This is a genomic window from Gammaproteobacteria bacterium (assembly GCA_036381015.1).
Lineage (GTDB): Bacteria > Pseudomonadota > Gammaproteobacteria > Steroidobacterales > Rariloculaceae > ZC4RG20.
On sequence record DASVDR010000014.1, the window covers coordinates 71,571 to 94,763 of the forward strand.

Consider the following 23,193-nt stretch of genomic DNA (forward strand, 5'->3'; position numbering starts at 1 on the left):
CGTCCCGGTCCATCCTCCTGCACACCGACGCGGATTGCGCGATACTCCGGGTACCGACGCATGAGTCTCTCCTGATCGATCGAGGCGAGCGGGGAAGGAGAACCGATGAGCACACTGCCGAAGTCGATACTCGGCCGTACCGGGCTCGAGGTGACGAAGCTCGGCTACGGCGCCATGGAGCTGCGCGGGGTCGATCACTTCCCGCGCCTGTCGGCCGGTGAGGCGAGCGCCCTCCTGAACGGCGTGCTGGACCACGGGATCAACTACATCGATACCTCGCCCGATTACGGCTACTCCGAGGAGCTGATCGGCCGGCACCTTGCGCATCGCCGCAACGAGTTCTATCTCGCGAGCAAGTGCGGTTGTCCCGTGGAGCCGCCCGACGTGCCTTACGAGGATCGCAAGCCGCACAGCTTCACCCGGGAGAACATCCGCGCCGGCGTCGAGCAGAGCCTTGCGCGCATGAAGACCGATCATCTCGACGTCGTGCAGTTCCATCTCAGCCCGTCGCGCTCGGTCCTCGAGCGAGACGACTCTCTCGCGGAGCTCGAGGCGCTCAGGGACGAAGGCAAGGTCCGCTTCATCGGGATGTCGGGTACTCGTCCCGAGCTCGAGGAGCACATCGAGATGGGGGTCTTCGACGTCTTCCAAATTCCGTACTCGGTGCTCGAGCGCGAGCACGAAGCGCTGATTCACGAGGCGGCGCGGCGCGGCGCCGGCATCGTGATTCGCGGCGGCGTCGCGCGGGGCGTGTTCGTCAAGGACGAGTCGGTCATCGACGACTATCCCGCGTTTCTCCAGGCCGGGTTCCGGGCCAGACGGCGGCTGTGGCAGCAGACGAAGACCGACGACCTGCTCGAGGGCATCACGCCGATGGAATTCATGCTGCGCTTCACGATCAGCAATCCCGACATGTCGACCACGATCGTCGGAACGGCGAGCCTTGCGCACTTGAAGGACAACGTGGAGGCGGCCGCCAAGGGGCCGCTGCCGAACGATCTCTACGAAGAAGCCCGGAAACGATTTGCCGCCGCGGGGCAACGCTCGGAGTGAGCTCTTCGTCGTGGGCCCCGCGTCTTTGCGTTGCCGCGACGTCCGAGCATCGCGCACGAAACGAGCAGCAGCAGCGCCGCCCCGGCCGCGCCTCCTCCGCCGCCGCCGGCGGGCTCCCGGGGTACGACCTCGACCGTCCGCGTCGCCGTGGTCACGTTTCCGGCGCTGTCGACGACGTCGTAGGTGACGCTGTATCGGCCTATCACGTTCGTATCGACAGGGTTGTCGACGACGATCAGGCTCGTGAGATCGCCGTCGACGTCGTCGACGGCGCTCGCACCGGCGTCGTCGTACGTCTCGCCGACGGTGATCGTGATCGTCGAGTCGCCGTTCAACGTGAGGACCGGCGGGCTGTCGGGCCCGCCGTCGCCCGGCCCGGCCTCCGTCACGCGCAACACGGCGCGCGCCTCGTCGTTGGCGGGATTCCGGTCGGTCGGGACGGCATCGACTATGGACACGCGCGCAACGGCGAGGACCTCGCCGGCCGCGCTCGCGATGGCGCTCACGTCGGCGGATCTCGCTGCACCGGCCAAGAGCGGCGACCAGCGACACACGACGGCCGTTTGATCCCCGCGCGGCTCGATGGAGCAGGATTGGTCGTCGACGGCGTCGATGCCGAAGGGCGGATCGCCGGAGAACGCGGTCTCGAGAACGAAGTTCGCGACGTCGGCATCCGCCAGGTTCCGCGCCGTCACTTGCCAAGTGACGCGATCGCCGACGGCGGCGGGATTCGGGGTCACGGTGATAGACGCCGCGAGGTCCGCGCCTTCCGGCGGCGGGCCGCTCGGCACGACGTCGACCGTGATCGAGAACTCCTGATCGACCTCGTCGCGTTTCACTTTGGCGCGCAGCCTTATCCGGTGCTCGCCGATGTCTTCCAGACCGGGCGTGCCGAAAATCGTGTCGTGTCCGTCGAACTCGAGCCACCGCGGCAGCGCTCGCGCGATGAATCGGAGTCGGCCGTCGTCGTCGTCATCGTCATCGTCGCGATCGTCGTCGTCGGGGACGTTCTCGGCGGTCATCCGGTACGAGTAGGTTTGGCCGACGGTCGCGGTCGTGGGCGGCTCGCTCGTGAAGACGAGCTCGGCGAGCGCCGGTGCGTTGGCGATCAAGGCTACCAGGGCGGTGATTACGGCCAGTCGCCGCGAAAAAGGCTCTAAGCGCATTCTTTTTGTATTCGAGAGACGTTCCTGGGTTTGATGAATAAGCAGGCAAGAAGCGTGCCGCCAGGATTGGCAGCCGCACGGTGCGGCCTGCCGCGCCCCGATATTTCCGCGCCGGGGCGTCGTTTCGATTCTTGACCCGATTGCCGCTTGTGTGCAGGAATGACGGCTGTCGGGGGGTGTGCGCGGTCGGTGGTCGGCCGGCAAACCTCCTCGGCCCGGCATGTAGGCTGTTGAACGAGGTGCTCTCGATGAAGTGGGTGGTGCCGCTGCTCGTCGTGCTCTTTAGCGTCGTCTCGCCGTCTCGAGCGATGGCTCAACCCGACCTCGCGTCGATTCTCGAAAGTCCGGCCCGTCCCCAAGAGGACCGCGACCGGGATGCGAGCCGCCGCCCGGCCGAGGTCATCGAGTTCTTCGGCATCGAACGGGGCGCGCACGTCGCCGATCTGCTTACGGGCGGCGGCTATTGGACGCGAATCCTCGTCCCGTTGGTCGGTCCCGAAGGCCGCGTCTTCGCCGGCAACAATCCTTTTTTCGACGAGTTTTTCGGCGATGCGTTCGATGCGCTTCTCGCGGAGCCGGCGTTCGCGAGTGTCGTGAGAATCGACGGCCCGGTCGATGAAATCGCGTTGCCGGAGGACGGCTCTCTCGATGCCGTGATAATGGTCATGGCGTACCATGATCTTTTCCTCACGGACGAGGATCGCGGCGTGCTCAATCGCAAAGTTTTCGCCGCGCTGAAGCCCGGGGGCGTCTACGGGATCATCGACCACGAGGCCGGGGAGGGCGTCGGCGCGAGCCAGGTCGAAGCGCTGCACCGCATCGAGAAACGGATCGTCGTCGACGAGATCGAGGCCGCGGGGTTTCGGCTCGCCGACGAAGCGGACTTCCTGCGCAACGAAGCCGACGATCACTCGTCGGGGATTTTCGACCCCGAAATCGCCGGCAACACCGACCGCTTCGTGCTGCGCTTCGAAAAGCCGTCCGAGTAGCGCGGGCCCGGCCCCGAGAGATCGATGCCGCCGCCGCGGGGCGCGAATCCCGCGGCGGTCGGATCGGTGAGCTGCGAATCGGTCTATGACATCGGGCCGCGGGCGATCAGGTGCCTTCCGTCACTTGCGGATTTGGCCGCGAAGGGCACCGACCGGGTACTCGCGGTTGAGGACGACGAGGTAGTACTTCTCCGGCGAGGCCGCGATCGTCGCGATGATGTTCGGCTTCGCCGACTTCCTCCGGCCGACGAGCGTGCCGTCCTCGTTGCTTTCGATCACGATGGGCACGACGACGTTTCCCTCCGAGCCTACCGCGCCTTCGCGAATGTGCAGTGCCGTGGGCGGGGCGATATTCGAGTAGCTGAGGCGGACTTCGACCTCGTTCGTTTCCGGGTTCATCGTGACCGTGGCCTCTCCCCGGCCGTCCGGATCACCCGACGCTTCCGGGCCCGACAGGGTCACTTCGAACGTGGCCTGCTCGCCGAACGCGAGGAGCGGCGCGAGCAGCAGGGCGCACGCCGCTGCCGCGAGAACGGAAGGTCTGTTGCGGAGTTCGAGGTTCATTTTCACTATTCGGTCTCCTGTGCGCCGCCTGCCGATTCAGCTGCCCGCTGCATCTATCCGCTTGAAGGTCACCGGCATCGTGCCCTGAATGCTGTAGATGCCCCCTTCCAGCGTCCCGTCCTCGGTCAGCGTGACGGTCGCGCTCCAAGGGTCGACGTTCGGGAACGTGAATTCGAGCTTGCGCCCGTCGATGCTGAAGTCCCTGAGGGGCTTGTCGATCTCGCCGAGCGTCGTGCCGATCAGCTTGCCGTTGACGGTGCCGTCCGCGTTCTTCGTGAACTCGAGCTCGATATCGAGGTCGATCGTGACGATCCGCGGGCGGCCGACCCAGCGGCCCGCGAGCGCATCGGCCACGTCCGCGGCGACCTCGACCGGAGGCTGCTCCGGCTCGGGCGTCGGGTGAGCGCGCTCGTACCGGTTCGTTTCGATGTAGTTGCGGACGATCGTGTTGCCCTCGTGGCAGGCGTACTCCGGGAACACGTAATCCGGATCGTGCCGCATCGGATAACGGACCGTGAACGGCTCCGTCAGGATGACCGGGTCCTCGGTCGTGATTTCATAAAGCCAGGTGTCGTCGTTCAGACGAATGATCCGTTCCGTGGTCTTCATCTGGTCGCTGGCCGGAAAGCGGTTGCCCGGCGGCGAGCCTTGCACGGCGAGATTGATCATCGGATTGTTGACCGCCATGCCGTCGCGGTAGTTGGTCGTCTCGACGACGAACGTGGTGCCTTCCCAGTGCCCCCGTGACTCGCCGAGCCACTGCTTGATCGCCGGGTCCAGCGGAGCGCGGCCGTCAATCGGAATGATCCGGGCCTCGTGAATCATCTCGGTTTGGAAGACCACGTAGTTCGGCGTCTGCCAGATGCGGAATCCGCCGTTGTAGCGGTACGGCATCATCATCGACGGCATCCCGCGCGTGACGCAGCGGTCCCAGCTGTCGAAGTTCTCGACGGACTCGAACGTGATGTCCTCGCCCGGCAAGGCCCAGTCGCTGCCCATCTCGTAGGCGCGCAGCTTGCCTTCGGGCGTCAGCGGCGGAAGCAGGCCGTTCGGCGGATCCACGAGCAGGTTGGTCTGCCGCTGCGGAATGCGATTCGGCTGGCCGCCCCGGAACGCGGTGGAAAGGTCGCCGCGCGCGAGCGCCTCGGCGGTCCGGTCGACGCGATTGCGGTACTCCTCCATGCGCCGGTTGTATTCCTCCTCCGGAACCCACTTCTGGTCGAGGTCGCACGGGGGCGCGTTCGGCCGGTAGCTGTCCGCGCAGCGCTCGAGCGGGACGCGCGAAGCCTGCATCATGTCGAGCGTGGCCTGGATATCCGGGTCCCCCCAGGGCGTCATCGGATGCTCCCAGCCTTCCGGGGTCCCGATGAAATGGTTGGCTTCGCTCGGCTCGCCGCGGATGTCGTCGCTGATCTGCGCATACGCCGTGACCGCCGGCATCGCGGCGAACCCGGCCGCGATCAGTGCGGCGCGAATCGGGGTTATCTGTGCGTGCATCGCGCGCTCCTAATGAATTCGGCAAAACGCTCTGTGGTGCTACGGAGAAAATAACCCGCGCGCGGGCTTCAGGTCCACCGGGGCAGGGTGTCCGCGCGCCGCGAGCGGCGTCGGAGCCTGCCCGCGAGATCGAGCATCGAAAGCCGTTCAGGTCGTTCGCGCCGTGGAGCGCTCCCCGTCGACGATCTCGTCGGCCACCGGGTTTCGCAGCGTGCCGATCTCCGGCACGTGGACCTCGACGACGTCCCCGGGCTTCAGGTATTTCGGCGGATCGAAACGTGCGCCGGCGCCGGTCGGCGTGCCGGTGGCGATCAGATCGCCCGGCTTCAGCGGCATGAAGGTCGAGACGTAGGCGATCAGCCGCGCGAACGGAAACATCAGATTCGCGGTCGTGTCGTCCTGGCGCACCTCGCCGTTCACGCGGGTCGTGAGGTGCAGCGCATCACAGCGCGGGATCTCGTCGGCCGTGACCATCCACGGGCCGAGGCTCCCGGAACGCGCGAAATTCTTTCCCGGCGTCACGTTGAACTTCGCGTGCCGCAGCCAGTCGCGTACCGAGCCTTCGTTCATCAACGTGAAGCCTGCGACGTGCCGCAGTGCGTGCGCCTCCGGTATCCGTCGGCCGGCCTGCCCGATCACGAGCACGATCTCGCCCTCGTAGTCGAGCTGCTCCGATTCCGGCGGCCGGAGGATCGGTTCCCCGTGCGCGACGAGGCTCTCGGGCGTGCGGAAGAAGACGCTCGGGTACTTCGGCTCCTCCACGGGCGAGGCGCCGTACTCGCGATCGCGGTTGCGGTAGTTGATGCCGATGCAGACGATCTTGCCCGGATCGGGCACCGTCGGCAGGAGGCGCACGTCGTCGAAGCCGTAGTCCGGTGCGCGGCCGGCGAGCGCGCGCGCCGCGGCGAGATTGTCCCGCTCGAGAAGCGCCCGCAGCGAGCTGCAATCCGCGAGCCGGCCGCCGAGGTCGACGATGCCGCCGTCGGCGACGATCCCGAAACCCGGCGAGCCGGCCGCCGTGAAGCTCGCGAGGCGCATCAGGCGCCGGCGCCGAGGAGGCCCGCCCGCGCGAGCACCGAATCGAGCTTCGCGGCGAGCTCCTCCGTTGCCGGCGTCATCGGCAGGCGATGCTCGTTCCTCGGGATCAGCCCGCAGCGCATCATCATGTACTTCACGGGAATCGGGTTCGTATCGAAGAACACGGCCTTGTTGATCTCGAGCAGCGCGTCGTGCAGCGCGCGCGCCTGCGCGAGATCGCCGCGGTCGACGGCCGCGCAAAGATCCGCGAGCGCACGCGGCCGCAGATTGCCGACCGCGTTCATCAGCCCGCACGCCCCGACGGCCATCATCGGAAAGCTGAGCTCCTCGAGGCCGACGAAGATCCGAAAGTCCGGTCCTAGCGCGGCGAGGCACTCCGAGACGAAGCCGAGATCGTTCACCGCATGCTTCATCCCGACGAAGCTCGGCGAGCCGTCCTTGAGCGCCTTCAGGGTATCGAGCGTGACACTGACGGCCGTGCGGCCGGGGATGTGGTAGACCATCCACGGCGTCTCGAGCTGCGCCGTGAGCGCGAGGTAGTAGCGCACGAGGCCTCGCTGCGGCGGGCGGATGTAATACGGCGTGACGATCAGGAGCGCATCGGCCCCGGCCGCGACGGCGTGCTCCGTGAGCAGCGCGCTTTCGCGCAGCGATTGCGACCCGGTGGCGGCGACGACGGGCACGCGCCCGGCCGCCGCCTCCACGGCGAGCGAGACCAGACGGTTGCGCTCTTTGACGGTGAGCGTCGAAGGCTCGGCCGTCGTGCCGTTCACGAGAATGCCGTCCGAGCCCTGCTCGATCTGAAACTCCACCATTCGCGCGTAGGTGTCGTAGTCGACCTCGCCGCCGGCGAACGGCGTGATCAGCGGCGGGATGGATCCGCGCAGTCGTTCGATGCTGCTCATTGTCCTCGGCTCGCCACGTCCCGAACGGCGAGCGTACGACGTGCCGCGTCCCGCCGGCAATCGGCGGCGCGGCCGGGCGCGATTGACGCCGCTCGCGACCGGCCTCTAGCATGCCGAATGGCGCAGGCAGCGCCTTTCGGCATCCGAAGCCGCGCCTCCGCCGCAACGGAGCTTTGCGACGTGCCACACCTGACCATCGAGTACTCCGCGAACCTGGAAGGGCGCCTCGATCTCGACGGGCTGCTGGACGTGCTTTATCGCGCGGCGCTCGAAACCGGTGTCTTTCCGCTCGGCGGGATCCGCGTCCGGGCCCACCGCGCCGACCACTACCGGATCGCGGATTGCGATCCCGCGAACGCGTTCGTGCACGTCACGGCGCTGATCGGGCACGGCCGCCCCCTCGACGTGCGGCGCCGCGCCGGCGAGCACCTTTTCGCGGCGCTGACCGATTGCCTCGAGCCGCTCTATGCGGAAGGTCCGCTCGCGATCTCGTTCCACGTCGAGGAGTCGCATCCGGACCTCAACTTCAAGAAGAACAACCTGCATCGGTACGTGGCCGAGCGGAAGGAACGCGCGCAAGGAGGCGCATCGAACGGATGAGCGATCGGCTGCAGGAGAATCTCGCGAAGGCGGAACGGTATCTCGAGCGCTACCGCGAGCAGCCGCTCGCGCACCGGATCGGCGGCGAGCAGCGGCCGTCCGCAGGCGGAGGCACGTTCGAGAACCGCTCGCCGATCGACGGCGGCCTGCTCGGGCGCGTCGCGTCCGGCGACGAGCGCGACGTGCATGCGGCCGCGTCCGCGGCGCAAGCGGCCTTCCCCGCATGGCGCGATCTGCCGTGCGCCGAGCGCCGCCGGCTGCTGCACCGGATCGCGGACGCCATCGAAGCACGCGCCGAGGAGATCACGCTCGTCGAGTCGATGGACACCGGCCAGCCGGTGCGCTTCATGGCCGCGGCCGCGAAGCGGGGCGCCGAGAACTTCCGGTTCTTCGCGGACAAGGCGCCCGAAGCCGGCAGCGGGCTGTCGCTGCCCGCGCGCGAGCACGTGAACTACACGCTGCGCCAGCCGATCGGGCCGGTGGGCGTGATCACGCCCTGGAACACGCCGTTCATGCTCGCCACGTGGAAGATCGCGCCCGCGCTCGCCGCCGGCTGCACCGTCGTGCACAAGCCGGCGGAGTGGAGCCCGCTCACGGCGGACCTGCTGGCCGAGATCGCGGCCGACGCCGGCCTGCCGCCCGGAGTGCTGAACGTCGTGCACGGCCTCGGCGAGTCCGCCGGCAAGGCGGTCACCGAGCACGAGGCGATCAAGGCGATCGCGTTCGTCGGCGAGTCGGCGACGGGGAGCCTGATCATGGCGCAGGGGGCGCCGACGCTGAAGCGCGTGCATTTCGAGCTCGGCGGCAAGAATCCGGTGATCGTCTTCGACGATGCGGATCTCGAGCGCGCGCTCGAGGCCGTCGTCTTCATGATCTACAGCTTGAACGGCGAGCGCTGCACGTCGTCGAGCCGGCTGCTCGTGCAGCGGCCCCTGCACGACGGGCTCGTGGAGCGCGTCGTCGAACGGGCGCGGCGCATCCGCGTCGGCCATCCGCTCGATCCCGCCACCGAGATCGGCCCGTTGATCCATACGAGCCACGTCGAGAAGGTGCTCGGCTACTTCGACGTCGCCGCCGAGGAGCGCGTCCGGGTCGCCGTGGGAGGGCGGCGGGCGGCCGCCGGCGGCAATTTCGTCGAGCCCACCGTGCTCGTCGGCGCCGCACCTTCGATGCGCGTCGCGCAGGAGGAGATCTTCGGGCCGGTCTTGACGGTGATGCCGTTCGACGACGAGGCGGAGGCGGTCGAGATCGCGAACGGCGTGCGGTACGGCCTCGCGGCCTACGTCTGGACGAGCGACGTCGGCCGCGCGCACCGGATGGCGCGTGCGCTCGACGTCGGGATGGTCTGGATCAACTCGGAGAACAACCGGCACTTGCCGGCGCCGTTTGGCGGCATGAAGGCGAGCGGCATCGGGCGCGACGGCGGCGACTACAGCTTCGACTTCTACATGGAGACGAAAAACGTCTGCGTCGCCCTGGGCACCCACCGAGTGCCGTCCCTCGGCGCCTGATGTCGAAAAAAGGTGTCAGACACCTTTTTCCTCGAAAAGGTGTCTGACACGTTATTCCCGGAAGAAGGTGTCAGACACCTTTTTTTTCGGAATGGGTATGAGCCTGTATTACGTGCAGAAGCTGCTGTGGCAGCTGAACCGGGACCCGGCGGTGCGGCGGCGGTTCGCGGACGACCGTGACGAGCTGCTCGGTGAGTACCGATTGACGGACGAGGAGCGGCGCGCGATCGTCGAAGGCGATATCGGGCTGCTCTACGTGATGGGCGTGAACGGCCAGCTGCTGATGCATTACTCGGCGCTGCTCGGGCAGAGCTGGGACGAGTACATCGCCGCGATGAGGGCCGGCGTCGAGAAATACGGCCCGGTGCGGGGCGGCCTCTACACGCTGCTCGAGGACCGCGAACGATGAGCCTCGTCTTCGCCGGAGCATGCAGCCATGCGCCGGGCATCACGGGACGCGCCGAGCGCGCCGACGCCGCGGTCCGCGACGCGTTCTACGCGAAGCTCGACGAGCTTCGTGCCCGGCTCGAAGCCTCGGCACCCGACGCGCTCGTCGTGATCGCGGCCGAGCATTTCGCGAACTTCTTCATGAACAACATGCCGGCTTACTGCATGGGCATGGCCGATGTGTACGAAGGTCCGATCGAGGACGAGAAATGGCTCGGAATCGCCCGAGCGGACGTGCCCGGCCACCGTGACCTTTCGCGGCGGCTCATCGAGGCGATGCTGCGCGACATCGACCTCGCCTACGCCGAGGAATGGAAGTTCGACCACGGCATCATGGTGCCGCTGCACTTCCTCACGCCGCGCTTCGATCTGCCTGTCATCCCGGTGAACATCAACTGCCAGGGGCCGCCGCTGACGCCGCTCGCGCGTGCCTACGAGTTCGGCCGGGCGTTGCGTCGTGCATGCGACGCGCAGCCCGAGCGCATTGCGCTCGTCGGCACCGGCGGTATCTCGCATTGGCCGGCTACACCGGACTCGGGCACGATCAACGAGGCCTGGGACCGTGAGTTCCTCGACCGCTTCATTCGCAACGATCGCGAGGCACTCCTCGCCTACAGCGATGCCGAGACGTTCCGCGACGCCGGTCAGGGCGGGTTCGAGATCCGCACGTTCGTCGCCGTCGCCGGCGCGACGGAAGGCGCCGGCGGCGAGCTGCTCTTCTACGCGCCGATCCCGATCTTCGCGGTCGGCTGCACCGTCGCGACGATGACGGTGCGGTGACGACGTGAGCGAGCCGGCGCAAGCGCAGCCGGCCGCGTCCCGCGGCGGTTGATCCCGTTCCTCCCGGCGCCGTCGGCCGGCGGCGCACGTCTTGATCGAGCGCTTCACGACTTCGACATAATATGGGCTCGATATCGTCGCGCACTGCACACAATTCGCCCGATACCCTTGGCCTTGTGTTCTCGTAACTTACGGAAACTACCTATATTTTCGGTTTGTCGGGCGGCTTGAGAAGAGTGTTGCGTCAAGCTTACAATCGGGCAAGTTGGACCACAGTCGGCCAAGGAGGCGGATATGGAACATCGTCCTGCTTTGCGCCGCGCGCACCGTCGCGGCCAGTCCTTGCGTCTTTCCAGAATCGCTTTCGCCGTCAGGACCGGCGTCGCCTGCGCTTGCGTGCTGTCGGCTGCGGGTGTGGCCGGCCTCGCGAACGCTCAAGTCGAGCCCCCTCAGCCGCCGGGTGCGCCCGAGGAGATCACGGTCACCGGCTCGCGGATTCAGCGCACCGGCATGACGACGCCGACGCCGGTCACGGCTGTGGACGCCGGGCAGCTCGCGCAAATGGCGCCCGGCAACCTGATCGATTCGCTGAACCAGCTGCCGCAGTTCTTCAACAACGCAAGCCCGCAGACGCAGTTCAACTTCGCGGGGACGGCCGGCGCGAGCAACCTGAACATTCGCGGCATCGGATCCGACCGCACGCTCGTGCTCCTCGACGGCCGCCGGATCGTGTCGTCGAATCGGCTCGGTACCACCGATATCAACGTGTTCCCCGAGGCGATGATCGAGCGTGTCGAGGTCGTGACCGGCGGCGCGTCGGCGGCGTACGGCTCGGACGCCGTCGCGGGCGTGGCGAACTTCATTCTGAACACGGACTTCACCGGAATCGACACGCATTTCCAGGGCGGGCTCACCGGCGAAGGCGACGCCGAGAATTCGGAAGCCTCCTTCACGTACGGCACGGACATCGGCGACCGCGCGCACTGGATCGGCTCCGTCGACTACTACAGCGCTGCAGGCGTGGACGGATACGAGGGCCGCGACTGGTATCAAGGCTGGGGCACCGTCACGAATCCCGAATGGGTCGCATCCGGCGGCGCGGTGGGGCCGCAGCTCATCATCGCGCCGAACGTCGTCTCCACCGAGTACACGTTCGGCGGAATGATCCGCGCGCCGGGCACGTCGCTCGATCGGCTGATGTTCCTTCCGGACGGGTCGGTCACGCCGTTCGTGCAGAGCGAGCTCTCCGTCTTCGACACCGGCACGCAGTCGCAGTCGATCGCCCCGCAGTTCGGCGGCGGCAGCGGTGACAACATCGAGGCGGATCGCGGCGGCGAGGGCGGTCTCGTGCCGAGCATCGACCGCGGGAGCGCGTACACCTATTTCGATTACGACCTCTCGTCGAACCTCAACGTTTTCGTCCAGGCGCTTTACGGCAACAACAAGACGAACTCGCCGGCGTTCACGTCGCTGATGTTCGGTCCGTGGCAGGCCACGCTGTTCCGCGACAACGCGTTCCTGCCCGAAACGGTTCAGGAGCTGATGGACGAGGAAGGCCTCACGTCCGTCGGCTTCTCGCGCCTCGCGAGCAGCGCGGATCTCGGCATCGCGCGCTTCGAGCAGGAGAACGGCACGCTGTCCGGAACGGTCGGCTTCAACGCGCTGATCGAGGGCGACGGCTTCTTCGACGGATGGTCCATCGACGGCTACTACCAGTACGGCGAGAACCGCAATCGCGTGCGCATGTTCAATTTCCCGCGTGTCGACCGCATCTTCCAGCAGATGGACGCGGTGTTCGCCGACGACGGCTCGATCGTATGCCGCGCCGCGCTGTTCGACCCCGCTCGATACGGCGATTGCATCCCGCTCAACCTGCTCGGCGAGGGGCGTGCTTCGCCCGAAGCGATCGCCTACGCGACGGAGGGCACGAAGGTCGTGCGCGCGGATCTGGTCCAGCACTTCGTCGAGGTCGTCGCGAACGGCGAGCTGTGGGACGACCGCGATGCGGGTGCCGTGTCGGTGGCGTTCGGCGCGTCGTATCGTGAAGACTCGATCGATCAGGTCGTCTCGGACATCACGAATCCGACGAACGACCCGGACTTCGACGCCGTGCCGTTCAACGATCCGTCCCGGGGCATTCAGGGCATTCCGCTCGGCTACCAGGGCGTGTCGTCGGGCTTTCAGTTCTCCACGTCGCCGAACATCGACGGCCGCTTCAATGTGAAGGAGATTTTCGCCGAGACGCTCGTGCCGCTCGTCACGGATGCCGCGGCGGCGGATGAGCTGAATCTGAGCCTCGCGGCGCGGATGGCCGACTATTCCGGCAGCGGCAGCGTTGCTTCGTACAAGCTCGGGCTCGACTGGCAGATCTACGACGACTTGCGTCTGCGCGGGACCTACTCGCGGGACGTGCGCGCGGCCACCCTGTCCGAGCGCTTCGACCGGCAAGGGCAGGGCGCCTCCGCGGAGGATCCGTTCCTCGGCAACATCAGCTACGCGTTCGGTCAGACGATCGGCGGTAACCCGGAGGTGGATCCGGAGGAGGCGGACACGCTCACGGTGGGCGTCGTCTATCAGCCTTCGGTCGCGCCCGGGCTCTCGTTCTCGGTGGACTGGTACGAGATCGACATCGCAGGCGCCATCGATCAGCTCGGCGTGCAGCGCATCGTCGACGATTGCTTCCAGGGCGCCGAGGAGCTCTGCCAGCTGATCACCCGCTCGGACGAAACGTTGCCGGGCGAGCCGATCGGACGCATCACGAACGTCGAGAATCTCTTCCTCAACGTGAGCGCGGCGAAGGTCAGCGGCGTCGACACCGAGGTCACGTACACCAAGGAATTCGGCCAGCATTCGATCGCGTTGCGCGGCCTGGTGAGCTACCTCGACGAGAACTCGATCACGAACATCGGTGCGCCGACGGACAACGAGGCGGGTGACATCCTCGCGGGCCTGCCTCGATGGAAGGCGACGGCCGGCGTCAATTACAGCAACGGTCCGTTCTCGGTCTATGTGCAGGAGCGCTACATCGGCAGCGGTTACCGCAACAACGACGACCTCGAGGGCAACGTGACGCCGCCGCCGGGCTTCACGGATGCGACGATCAGCGACAATACCATCGAGTCGACTCTGTACACCGACATGCGGCTGTCGTACACGTTCACGCGGGGCGGCGCCGAATGGGAGATCTACGGCAATGTGAACAACGTGTTCGACGAGGAGCCGCCGATCGTTGCCGGTTTCTTCAACTTCTTCGGCTCGACGCAGGTGAACGAAGCGCTCTACGATGTCCTCGGCCGCCGGTTCACCGCCGGCTTCACGTTCCGCTACTGAGCGCATGCACTCGGTGCCGGGCGTTCGACTAGTGCATTCGGTGCCGGACGTGCACTTCGGGCACTTCGCCGACCGGCACTTCCCCGGGCATGCGGACCGCTCGGTCCGCATGCCCGAGTCGTGCCGGTATCGGCCTCCGCCAACGGTCGTCGGCTGACCGGCGGTGCGGGGTGTCTCCGTCCGGCGACGCTCCGCTCCGCCGACGACCGGTGGAGCACCCCTCCCCGACGCCCGCCCGTGATCGGTTAATCTAACGGCTTGCACCAGGCGAAGCGGCTCCGGTTCCCCCGACGCTGCCGGGACGAGGGTCGGTCCGTGTCGCGACCGGCCGGCGGGCATTGCGTTTCCTTCGCCGGCTGCTGGAACGCGCCATGAGGAACATGATCTTCTCACTCCAGGTTTCCCCCCGCCTGCCGCAGGCGATCGAGCGGCTCGAGGAGCTTGCGTCGAATTTCTGGTTCAGCTGGCACCCCGCGTCGCGCTGGCTTTTCCATCGGCTCGACGAGAGCCTTTGGCGCCGGACGGACAACAATCCGAAGCTGTTCCTGCGCTGCGTGGACCAGGGAATTCTCGAGCGGGCGGCCGACGACGAGAACTTCGTCAGCGCTTACCGCAAGGTCTTGACCGAGTTCGATGCATACGTCGAGCAGCACCCGCAGCCGTACAAGGCGGCAGGGCTCGGAGAGCACGACCTCGTCGCTTATTTCTGCGCCGAGTACGGCTTCCACGAGAGCTTCCCCATCTATTCGGGGGGCCTCGGCGTGCTCGCGGGCGATCATTGCAAGACGGCGAGCGACATGCGCCTTCCGTTCGTCGCCGTCGGGCTCCTGTACGGCCAGGGGTACTTCAACCAGCACATCGACCGGCACGGGCAGCAGATCCCCGAGTACGTCAATATCGATCCCGAGAACACGCCGCTCAGACCCGCACGCAACGGGGCCGGTGAAGACATCTACGTCACGTGCCCGTTCCCCGACCGCACGATCGTCGCGCGCGTGTGGCGCGCCGACGTCGGTCGCGTGCCGATCCTGCTGCTCGACACCGACGTCGACGCGAACGTCGATGCCGACCGGCAGATCACGCACGTGCTCTACGGCGGCGACCGCGGGATGCGGCTGCAGCAGGAGTCCGTGCTCGGGATCGGCGGCGTGCGCGCGCTTCGCGCCGTCGGCTTCCGGCCGACCGTATGGCATATCAACGAGGGCCATGCGGCCTTCCTGATCCTCGAGCGGATCCGCGAGCTTACGACGGCCGGCATCCCGTTCAAGGTCGCCCTCGAAGCGGTCGCTGCCGACACGATCTTCACGACTCACACGCCGGTCGCCGCCGGGCACGACGCGTTCCCGGCCGACCTGATCGCGCGTCATTTCCGCGGCTATCTCGAGGATTTCGGCGTCACGGAGCACGAGCTCCTGAGCCTCGGGCGCACAGGCCCGGACTCGGAGTTCAACATGACGCGGCTCGCGCTGAGCGGCTCGCGCGCCGTGAACGGCGTGAGCCGCATTCACGGCGCCGTGTCGTCGGAGCTCTGCAAGGAGGCATGGCCCGACGTTCCGCCGCTCGAGAACCCGGTCGGCTACGTCACGAACGGCGTGCACGTGCAGAGCTTCATGCGTCAGGCGTGGGCCGACCTGCTCGACGAGCATCTCGGCCCGGGGTGGCAGCAGCGCATGCTCGACCGCTCGCTGATCGAGCGGATTCGCGACATCCCCGACGATCGCTTCTGGTACACGAACCAGCGCGTGAAATGCGAGATGCTGACCGTGCTCCGCGAGCGGCTCACGCGCCAGCACACCCGTAACGGGCTCAGCGAGGCGCACATCCACCGGCTCTCGCATCTCGTCGACCCGGACAACCCGAACGTCCTCACGATCGGCTTCGCGCGGCGCTTCGCCACGTACAAGCGCGCCGCGCTGCTCTTCACCGATCTTGCGTGGCTCGAGACGCTGCTCGGCAACGGCGAGCGGCCCGTGCTCTTCATCTTCGCCGGCAAGGCGCATCCCGCGGACGAGCCGGCGCAACAGGTGATGCGCGAGATCCATCGCATCTCGAATCAGCCGCCGTTCCTCGGGAAGGTCCTGCTGATCGAGGGCTACGACGCGGGCTTGAGCCGGTCGCTCACGTCCGGCGTCGACGTCTGGCTCAACAACCCGATCTATCCGTTCGAGGCGAGCGGCACTTCCGGCATGAAGGCGGCGATCAACGGCACGATCAACCTGAGCGTCCTCGACGGCTGGTGGGCGGAAGGCTACGACGGCGAGAACGGATGGGCGATCCCGCCGTCGATCAATCACGAGGATCCGGCGGAGCGCGACCGCCAGGACGCGATGACGCTCTACGAAATTCTCCAGGACGAGGTCATCCCGCTCTATTACGCGCGCGATCCGAAGCTCGGGTACTCGCCGGGTTGGGTCGAGAAGTGCAAGCGCTCGATGTCCTCGGTGCTGCCGCGCTTCAACTCGCAGCGCGTGATGCACGACTACGCCAGGCTCTTCTACGGGCCGGCCGCGCGGCACGGCCGGGAGATCGCGGCCGACGACTACCGTGTCGCGCGCGAGCTCGCGGACTGGAAAGCCCGCGTGCGCGCGCGATGGCCGGGCGTCAAGCTGCAGACCGCCATGAGCGGACCGGACCGCGTCGCGTTCAACGACACGGTCCGGATGGAGGTCGACGTCACGTTGAACGGCCTTCGGCCCGAGGACGTGCGCGTCGAGTGCGTGCTGCATCGCCGGCTGTGCTCCGAGCTCACGGTGCCCGTGCAGGGCTATGCCGACAATCGCAGACCCCAGAGCTGGCTCGCCTACATCGGCGACGAGGCCGCGGCGATATGGCTCTTCGAGCCGCAAGAGCAGCAGGGCGACGTGTGCCGCTACCGGCTCGAGTATCGGCCGCCGTGGGCCGGCGCGATGACCTATGAGATACGCGCCGTGCCGCGCCATCCGGCGTTGTCGCATCCTTACGAGCTCGGCCTCATGCGCTGGCTGTGAGCGGACCGGCCGGTCGGTCCGCGCGCTTTGCCGCGCGACCCGGGACGCACTGCCCCCCGGGCGCCACCCCCGGCGACGGCGGCGTCAACTTCTCGCTGTTCAGCCGGCACGCGACCCGCGTCGCGCTCGTCCTCTACGAGCACGCGTCCGCGTCCGAGCCCCTCGCGGTCGTGGAGCTCGACCCGGAGGTGAACCGCACGTTCTTTTTCTGGCACGTCTTCGTCGACGGCGCGGGACCCGGGCTCTACTACACGTGGCGCGTAGACGGTCCGCGGGATGCCGCGGCGGGCCTCCGCTTCGACCCCTCCCGCGAGCTGCTCGATCCCTGGGCCCGCGACGTCAGCGACGCGTTGTGGAACCGCGAGGCGAACCGGCGTCAAGGCAAGACGGCGATACGCGGCCGCGTCGTGCCGCGAGACGATTACGACTGGGAAGGGGACGCGCCGCTTCGCCGCCCGCTCGAGGACACGATCATCTACGAGCTGCACGTCCGCGGCTTCACGCGCCACCCGTCGTCCGGAGTCGCGCATCCCGGAACGTTCCGGGGCCTGATCGAGAAGATCCCGTACCTCCAGTCGCTCGGCATCACGGATGTGGAGCTGCTGCCGATCGCCGCGTTCGATCTGCAGGACGTGCCGGCGGCCGTCGCCGCGCGCGGCCACCACAACTTCTGGGGGTACAGCCCCTACGGGCTGTTCGCGCCGCACCCGCACTACGCGGCCCCCGGCGCCGCGCGCGACGAGTTTCGCGATCTCGTCAAGGCGCTGCACCGCGCCGGCATCGGCGTCATCCTCGACGTCGTGCTGAATCACACGGCCGAGGGCGGCTCGACGGGGCCCGTGATCTCGTTCAAGGGCTTCGCCAACGAGATCTTCTACCACCTCGACCCCGCGGACCGGCGCAAGTACCGCGACTTCACGGGCTGCGGGAACACCGTGAACTGCAACCATCCGCTCGTGGCCCGCTTTCTGCTCCAGTGTCTCGAGTTCTGGGCGACGGAGATGCACGTCGACGGCTTCCGGCTCGACCTCGCGAGCGTCCTGGCGCGGGGCGAGGACGGGTGGCCGTCGGGCCATGCCCCGGTGCTGTGGAGCATGGAGCTCTCGGAGGTGCTGGCGCGAGCGAAGCTGATCGCCGAGCCATGGGACGCCGGCGGCCTCTTTCAGGTCGGCAGCTTCCCGGGCTTCCGCTGGCTCGAGTGGAACGCGCGGTATCGAGACGTCGTGCGGCAGTTCCTGCGCGGCGACCCGGGCCTGCTCGGCGAGGCGGCGACGCGCATCACCGGGAGCAGCGATTTCTACGAGGCGAGCGACCGGCGGCCCACCAACAGCGTCAACTACGTCACCTGCCACGACGGTTTCACGCTGCACGATCTCGTCGCCTACGACCGGAAGCACAACGAGGACAACGGCGAGGGCAACCGCGACGGCGCTCACGACGACTTCAGCTGGAACTCCGGAGCGGAAGGGCCGACGGACGACCCCGGGATTCAGGCGCTCCGCGAGCGGCGCGCGCGGAACTTCGTCGCGCTGCTGCTGCTGAGCCAGGGCGTCCCGATGCTTCTCGCAGGCGACGAGCGGCTGCGTACTCAGCGCGGCAACAACAACGCGTACTGCCAGGACAACGAGATCGGCTGGGTCGACTGGACTCCCGATCCGCGGCGCGACGCGATGCTGCGCTTCACGCGCGAGATGATCGCGCTGCGCAAGCGCCATGCGAGTCTCCGGCGTACGCGTTTCATCCATCCCGAGGCCGACGGGCAGGGCGGCATCCGCTGGTACGGCGCGGGCCTCGAGCCGCCGAACTGGGACGACCCCGAGGGCCGAATCCTCTGCTTCACACTCGCCGGGCTCGAGGAAGGCGAGCCGGCGCTGCACGTCATGCTGAACATGTCGTCCGAGGCGGTCGAGCTGCCGCTGCCGGAAGGCCGCTGGCGACGGCTCGTCGATACCTCGCTTCCTCCGCCGGACGACATCGTCGCGCCGGCGGACGCGCCCTTCGCGACCGAGCCGCGCCACGCTCTCGCGTTTCACGCGCTCGCGGTATTCGAAGCCGCGGAGTAGCGCCGCGCGGGGACGGGTTCGCGTCGACGCCTTTCTTCGCGTCAACGTATACTCGAAGCGATGTCGGCCGCAGCTCGCCAATGAAACCGCCGCTCGTGCATCGCGTGGTCAGCCAGCTGACCCGCCGCACGATGGCCGTGATCATGGCCGGGGGGCGCGGACAGCGCCTGATGCAGCTGACGGACAATCGGGCGAAGCCGGCCACGCCGTTCGGCGGCAAGTACCGGATCATCGACTTCTCGCTGTCGAATTGCGTCAACTCGGGCATTCGCCAGATCCTGATCCTCACTCAGTACAAGGCGCAGTCCCTGATCCAGCACGTGCGGCGCGGGTGGGGGTATCTGCACGGCGAGCTCGGCGAGTTCGTCGACATCGTCCCGGCCCAGCAGCAACACGGCGAGTGGTGGTACCGCGGCACGGCGGACGCCGTGTTCCAGAACCTCGACATCATCGAGCAGCACCGCCCGGAGACCGTCCTCGTCCTCGCCGGAGATCACGTCTACAAGATGGACTACGGGCCGCTGATCGCCTTCCACAAGGAAACGCGGGCGGATCTCACGATCGGGGGCGTGCAGGTGCCGACGTCGCAGGCCCACGAGTTCGGCGTGATGAGCGTCGACGCCGGGCATCGCGTGATCGGCTTCGACGAGAAGCCGATGAACCCGCGCTCGATGCCGGGGCGGGAAGGCGTCGCTCTCGCGTCGATGGGGATCTACGTCGCCGAGCCCGGCTTCCTCCGCGAGCGCCTCGAGCGCAACGCCCGCGCGGACGCGGGTCACGACTTCGGCCGACACGTGATCCCGGACCTGATCAAGGACGCGCGCGTGTTCGCCTATCCGTTTCAGGACATCGAGACGAAGGCGCAGGCGTACTGGCGCGACGTCGGCACGGTCGACGCCTACTACCGGGCGAACATGGAGCTCGTCCACGTCAGCCCCGAGCTCAACCTCTACGACGACGCGTGGCCGATCTGGACCTATCAGGAGCAGGTGCCGAGCGCCAAGTTCGTGCTCGACGACGACGGCCGCCGCGGGACCGCGATCAACTCGATGGTCGCGGGCGGCTGCATCGTCTCGGGCGCCGTCGTGCGGGAGTCCCTGCTCTTTTCGAACGTCACCGTCGACGAGCGCTCGCTCGTCTACCGTGCGGTCGTGCTGCCGAACGTCTCGATCGGGCGCCGCTGCCACATCGAGCGCGCGATCATCGACGAGGACACGGTCGTGCCGGACGGCACGGTCATCGGCCGCGATCTCGCGGCCGATCGTCGCGACTATCACGTCACCGAGCAGGGCGTCGTCCTCGTGACGCGCGCGATGCTCGCACAGCGGGCGGGAAGCAGCCCGCCCGGATCGGGATGACGGACGTTCTCGGCCGGCGCCGGGCGGGCGTGCTGCTCCATCCAACCTCCCTTCCGGGGTCAGGTCCGAACGGCACGCTCGGCAACGACGCGCTGCGCTTCGTCGATTGGCTCGTCGGCGGCGGCTTCACGGTGTGGCAAACGCTTCCGCTCGGTCCGGCCGACGCCTACGGCTCGCCTTATCGGCTTCAGTCGACGTACGCGGGCGATCCGCGCCTGATCGATCCCCGCCGGCTGGCCGAGCTCGACGAGCTGCCGAAGCGCATGGCGCACGACGCGGTGCACGGCGCGCCGCTCGATGCGTACCGGTCGTTCTGCGCATGCGCGAGCCCTGAGCAGCAGCGCCGTTTCGCGCGCTTCATGCGGCGCGATCGCAAGCGGCTCCTGCCCTACGGGCTCTTCGAGCTATGCAAGCATCGGTTCGGCGGCGCCCCGTGGTGGGAGTGGCCGCCGGCGTTTCGCCGCCGGCCGTCGGCGGAGCTCTTGCGGCTCCTCGCCGCCGAGCGCGAGCGCTTTCGCGCGACCGCGTTCCGCCAGTACCTTTTCGAGCTCTCGTGGTCGGCGGTCAAGCGGTACGCGAACGCTCGCGGCGTGTATCTTTTCGGCGATCTGCCGTTCTACGTCGATCACAACAGCGTCGAGGTCTGGTGGGAGCCGCACCTCTTCCAGCTCGACGCCGACGGCCGGCCGTTCGCGATCGCCGGCGTGCCGCCCGACTACTTCAACGAAAACGGTCAGCTCTGGGGGAACCCGCTCTACGACTGGCGTGCGCACGAGCGGTCCGGCTTCGATTGGTGGATGCGCCGCCTCGAGCGCGCGCTCGAGCGCTTCGATCTTCTCAGGATCGACCATTTCCGCGCCCTCGAGTCGTACTGGGAGGTGCCGGCATCCGCGGCGAGCGCGCGCGAGGGGCGGTGGCGGGAGGCGCCGGGCGCCGCGCTCCTCGAGACCGTCCGCGCGCGTTTCGGCAGCATGCCGCTCGTCGCCGAGGACCTCGGCCTGATCACCGACGAGGTGCGCGCGCTCCGCGACCGATTCGAGCTGCCGGGAATGGTCGTGCTTCAGTTCGCGTTCGACGGGCTGCCGGACAACCCGCACGTGCCGGAGCACCATCGCCGGAACGAGGTGGTTTACACCGGAACGCACGACAACGACACGGTCGTCGGCTGGTACGCGAGCCTCGACGACGCGACCCGCGCGCGGGTGGACGCCGCGCTCGGGAGCTCGCCTCCGGACCTGCCGGCCGCGCTCATCGAGAAAGCCTACGCGTCGCCCGCGCAGCTCGCGATCGTGCCGATGCAGGACTTGATGGGGCTCGGCAGCGAAGCACGAATGAATCGCCCCGGCACCGCCGAGGGCAACTGGGGCTGGCGCTTCGACTGGCGCGACCTCGACCCGCGCATCACGGTCGAAGCGCGCAGGCGAGCGGAACGCTACGAGCGGGCCGTGCCGCCGTCAGAGGGGGGTGCGGCGCCGACCAGCTCGGCGTAGACCTTCTCGTACTCGGGCGCCTGCCGGTCCCACGAGAAATCTGCCTGCATCGCGTTGTCGATCAGGCGCCGCCGCAGCGCGGCGTCGGCGTGCCAGCCGAGCGCCGTCGTGAGGCCCCAGATCAGCCCTTGCGCGTCGGCGTGCTCGAAGACGCTGCCGTTGCCGGTGCCGCTCGCCGGATCGAAGTGGACGACGGTATCGGCGAGACCGCCGGTGGCGCGTACGACCGGGATCGTGCCGTATCTCAGCGCGTAAAGCTGCGTGAGACCGCACGGCTCGTACCGGGACGGCACGACGATGAGGTCGCTGCCGGCGAGGATCAGGTGCGCGAGCGCTTCGTCGTAGCCCCGGTGGAACGCGACGCGGGCCGGATGGCGCCGCGCGAGCGCCGTCAACGCCTCCTCGAGCGGCGTGTCGCCGGAACCGAGCAGCGCGAACCGGGCGGCGGTGCTGTCGAGCAGCGCCGGCATCGCGGCGATCAGAAGATCGATGCCCTTCTGCTCGACGAGCCGGCTGACGGCGCCGACCACGGGTGCGTCGTTCTCTAGAGCGAGCCGCGCGCAGAGCGCGCGCTTCACCAGCGCCTTGCCGGCCGGCGCCGCGCGGCCGTAGTGGTGCTCGAGGAACGGATCGGTTTCGGGGCTCCACGTGCCGTAGTCGACGCCGTTCAAGATACCGACGAGGTCGGCGGAGCGCCGCCGCAGCAGCGCGTCGAGTCCCATGCCGTGCTCGGGCGTCCGGATCTCGCGCGCGTACGTCGGGCTCACGGTGGTGAGCCGGTCCGCGGCGCGGATCCCGATCTTCAGGAACACGACGGCGCCGTCGGCGCGGTCCTCGTCCGCGACGAGCGCGCCGAGCCGCCCGAGGCCGTTTTGCACCAGAACCGACTCCGGGAAGACGCCCTGATAGCCGACGTTATGGAGCGTCAGGACGGTGCGAGCACCGGCCAGCGAGGGCGGCGCTTCGGCCGTGCGGAGGAGGGCGGGCACGAGCGCCGCGTGCCAGTCGTGACAATGGACGATATCGGGGCGCCAGCCGATCGCGTCCGGGAGATCGAGCGCGGCGAAGCAAAGCTTCGCGAACCTCGCCGCGTCGCGGTCGTCGCCGGCGTAGACCGCGCCGCCGGCGCCGATCTCCGGCGCGTCGAGCTGATAGACGCGCGGCCCCGGGCGTCCGGCGCTTGCCTCGACGAAGACCGAAGCGTTCGCGACCGCCGCCGCCCCGCGGCTCCAGCCGGTCGGCAGGCCGGGCGCATAGGCCGGGAGCAGCACCCGCACGTCGTGCCCGCGCTTCACGAGCGCCGCCGCGAGGCCCGCCACCGCATCCGCGAGCCCGCCGGCCTTCGCGAGCGGAGCGTACTCCGCCGAGACCATCAGCACCTTCACGGCGCGCCCGAAAAAGGTGTCAGACACCTT

Annotated in this window: 17 protein-coding genes; 11 read left to right on the forward strand and 6 right to left on the reverse strand. The window is 68.0% G+C overall.

Annotated elements, in window-relative coordinates; translation table 11 throughout:
* Positions 1-105: 105 nt before the first annotated feature.
* Positions 106-1,053, forward strand: coding sequence for an aldo/keto reductase (locus VF329_05750; protein ID HEX7080498.1), 948 nt, complete (start codon positions 106-108; stop codon positions 1,051-1,053).
* Here VF329_05750 and VF329_05755 read toward each other — a convergent pair.
* Positions 1,002-2,165 (reverse strand): immunoglobulin-like domain-containing protein, encoded by a 1,164-nt coding sequence (locus VF329_05755; GenBank protein HEX7080499.1) that lies wholly within the window; start codon positions 2,163-2,165, stop codon positions 1,002-1,004. The two genes, VF329_05750 and VF329_05755, sit on opposite strands and share 52 nt — an antisense overlap.
* Positions 2,166-2,449: 284 nt before the next feature.
* On the opposite strand from VF329_05755, the gene VF329_05760 reads away from it, so the two are divergent.
* Complete coding sequence (locus tag VF329_05760) at positions 2,450-3,208, forward strand: SAM-dependent methyltransferase (protein HEX7080500.1); 759 nt, start codon at positions 2,450-2,452, stop codon at positions 3,206-3,208.
* 120 nt (positions 3,209-3,328) lie between these two features.
* Here the strand turns inward: VF329_05760 and VF329_05765 are convergent, their stop codons facing one another.
* The 4 genes from VF329_05765 to dapA all read right to left on the reverse strand — a co-directional run bounded on the left by VF329_05765 (position 3,329) and on the right by dapA (position 7,212).
* The gene (locus tag VF329_05765) at positions 3,329-3,772 is read right to left on the reverse strand and encodes a CHRD domain-containing protein (protein ID HEX7080501.1); all 444 of its coding nucleotides are present in this window, start codon (positions 3,770-3,772) and stop codon (positions 3,329-3,331) included.
* A gap of 36 nt (positions 3,773-3,808) precedes the next feature.
* Complete coding sequence (locus VF329_05770) at positions 3,809-5,269, reverse strand: hypothetical protein (GenBank protein ID HEX7080502.1); 1,461 nt, start codon at positions 5,267-5,269, stop codon at positions 3,809-3,811.
* Positions 5,270-5,416: 147 nt separating this feature from the next.
* Positions 5,417-6,307, reverse strand: a complete 891-nt coding sequence (locus VF329_05775; GenBank protein ID HEX7080503.1) for a fumarylacetoacetate hydrolase family protein — start codon at positions 6,305-6,307, stop codon at positions 5,417-5,419.
* Positions 6,307-7,212, reverse strand: a complete 906-nt coding sequence (dapA, locus tag VF329_05780) for a 4-hydroxy-tetrahydrodipicolinate synthase (protein HEX7080504.1) — start codon at positions 7,210-7,212, stop codon at positions 6,307-6,309. Before dapA ends, VF329_05775 begins: the two co-directional genes overlap by 1 nt.
* A gap of 180 nt (positions 7,213-7,392) precedes the next feature.
* Between dapA and VF329_05785 the strand changes: the two genes are divergently transcribed.
* From VF329_05785 to malQ, 9 genes are all read left to right on the forward strand, one after another.
* Positions 7,393-7,812, forward strand: a complete 420-nt coding sequence (locus VF329_05785) for a 5-carboxymethyl-2-hydroxymuconate isomerase (GenBank protein ID HEX7080505.1) — start codon at positions 7,393-7,395, stop codon at positions 7,810-7,812.
* Positions 7,809-9,323 (forward strand): 5-carboxymethyl-2-hydroxymuconate semialdehyde dehydrogenase, encoded by a 1,515-nt coding sequence (gene hpaE / locus VF329_05790; GenBank protein HEX7080506.1) that lies wholly within the window; start codon positions 7,809-7,811, stop codon positions 9,321-9,323. The genes VF329_05785 and hpaE overlap by 4 nt, the downstream gene beginning before the upstream one ends.
* Positions 9,324-9,414: 91 nt before the next feature.
* On the forward strand, positions 9,415-9,732 hold the full coding sequence (locus VF329_05795) for an aromatic ring-opening dioxygenase subunit LigA (GenBank protein ID HEX7080507.1): 318 nt from the start codon (positions 9,415-9,417) through the stop codon (positions 9,730-9,732).
* Positions 9,729-10,550, forward strand: a complete 822-nt coding sequence (locus tag VF329_05800; GenBank protein HEX7080508.1) for an extradiol ring-cleavage dioxygenase — start codon at positions 9,729-9,731, stop codon at positions 10,548-10,550. Before VF329_05795 ends, VF329_05800 begins: the two co-directional genes overlap by 4 nt.
* A gap of 294 nt (positions 10,551-10,844) precedes the next feature.
* Entirely contained in the window at positions 10,845-13,880 is a 3,036-nt protein-coding gene (locus VF329_05805) for a TonB-dependent receptor (GenBank protein ID HEX7080509.1), read from the forward strand.
* A gap of 380 nt (positions 13,881-14,260) precedes the next feature.
* The gene (gene glgP / locus VF329_05810; GenBank protein HEX7080510.1) at positions 14,261-16,867 is read left to right on the forward strand and encodes an alpha-glucan family phosphorylase; all 2,607 of its coding nucleotides are present in this window, start codon (positions 14,261-14,263) and stop codon (positions 16,865-16,867) included.
* On the forward strand, positions 16,864-18,930 hold the full coding sequence (gene glgX / locus VF329_05815) for a glycogen debranching protein GlgX (protein HEX7080511.1): 2,067 nt from the start codon (positions 16,864-16,866) through the stop codon (positions 18,928-18,930). Before glgP ends, glgX begins: the two co-directional genes overlap by 4 nt.
* 80 nt (positions 18,931-19,010) lie before the next feature.
* Positions 19,011-20,288 carry a glucose-1-phosphate adenylyltransferase gene (glgC, locus tag VF329_05820; GenBank protein HEX7080512.1) on the forward strand — a complete coding sequence of 426 codons (1,278 nt, stop codon included), beginning with the start codon at positions 19,011-19,013 and terminating at the stop codon, positions 20,286-20,288.
* On the forward strand, positions 20,285-21,778 hold the full coding sequence (gene malQ / locus VF329_05825) for a 4-alpha-glucanotransferase (GenBank protein HEX7080513.1): 1,494 nt from the start codon (positions 20,285-20,287) through the stop codon (positions 21,776-21,778). Before glgC ends, malQ begins: the two co-directional genes overlap by 4 nt.
* Here the strand turns inward: malQ and VF329_05830 are convergent.
* A complete protein-coding gene (locus VF329_05830; protein HEX7080514.1) occupies positions 21,721-23,190 on the reverse strand; it encodes a glycogen synthase in 1,470 nt (489 codons plus the stop codon). The genes malQ and VF329_05830 overlap by 58 nt on opposite strands.
* Positions 23,191-23,193 lie beyond the last annotated feature (3 nt).

Bases quoted from the DNA above. Each gene is read 5' to 3' on its own strand.
- VF329_05775 (HEX7080503.1), bottom strand. From the start codon at position 6,307: ATGCGCCTCGCGAGCTTCACGGCGGCCGGCTCGCCGGGTTTCGGGATC.
- hpaE (HEX7080506.1), top strand. From the start codon at position 7,809: ATGAGCGATCGGCTGCAGGAGAATCTCGCGAAGGCGGAACGGTATCTC.
- VF329_05795 (HEX7080507.1), top strand. From the start codon at position 9,415: ATGGGTATGAGCCTGTATTACGTGCAGAAGCTGCTGTGGCAGCTGAAC.
- VF329_05805 (HEX7080509.1), top strand. From the start codon at position 10,845: ATGGAACATCGTCCTGCTTTGCGCCGCGCGCACCGTCGCGGCCAGTCC.
- glgP (HEX7080510.1), top strand. From the start codon at position 14,261: ATGATCTTCTCACTCCAGGTTTCCCCCCGCCTGCCGCAGGCGATCGAG.
- VF329_05800 (HEX7080508.1), top strand. From the start codon at position 9,729: ATGAGCCTCGTCTTCGCCGGAGCATGCAGCCATGCGCCGGGCATCACG.
- VF329_05770 (HEX7080502.1), bottom strand. From the start codon at position 5,269: ATGCACGCACAGATAACCCCGATTCGCGCCGCACTGATCGCGGCCGGG.
- malQ (HEX7080513.1), top strand. From the start codon at position 20,285: ATGACGGACGTTCTCGGCCGGCGCCGGGCGGGCGTGCTGCTCCATCCA.
- glgC (HEX7080512.1), top strand. From the start codon at position 19,011: ATGAAACCGCCGCTCGTGCATCGCGTGGTCAGCCAGCTGACCCGCCGC.
- VF329_05750 (HEX7080498.1), top strand. From the start codon at position 106: ATGAGCACACTGCCGAAGTCGATACTCGGCCGTACCGGGCTCGAGGTG.
- VF329_05765 (HEX7080501.1), bottom strand. From the start codon at position 3,772: ATGAACCTCGAACTCCGCAACAGACCTTCCGTTCTCGCGGCAGCGGCG.
- dapA (HEX7080504.1), bottom strand. From the start codon at position 7,212: ATGAGCAGCATCGAACGACTGCGCGGATCCATCCCGCCGCTGATCACG.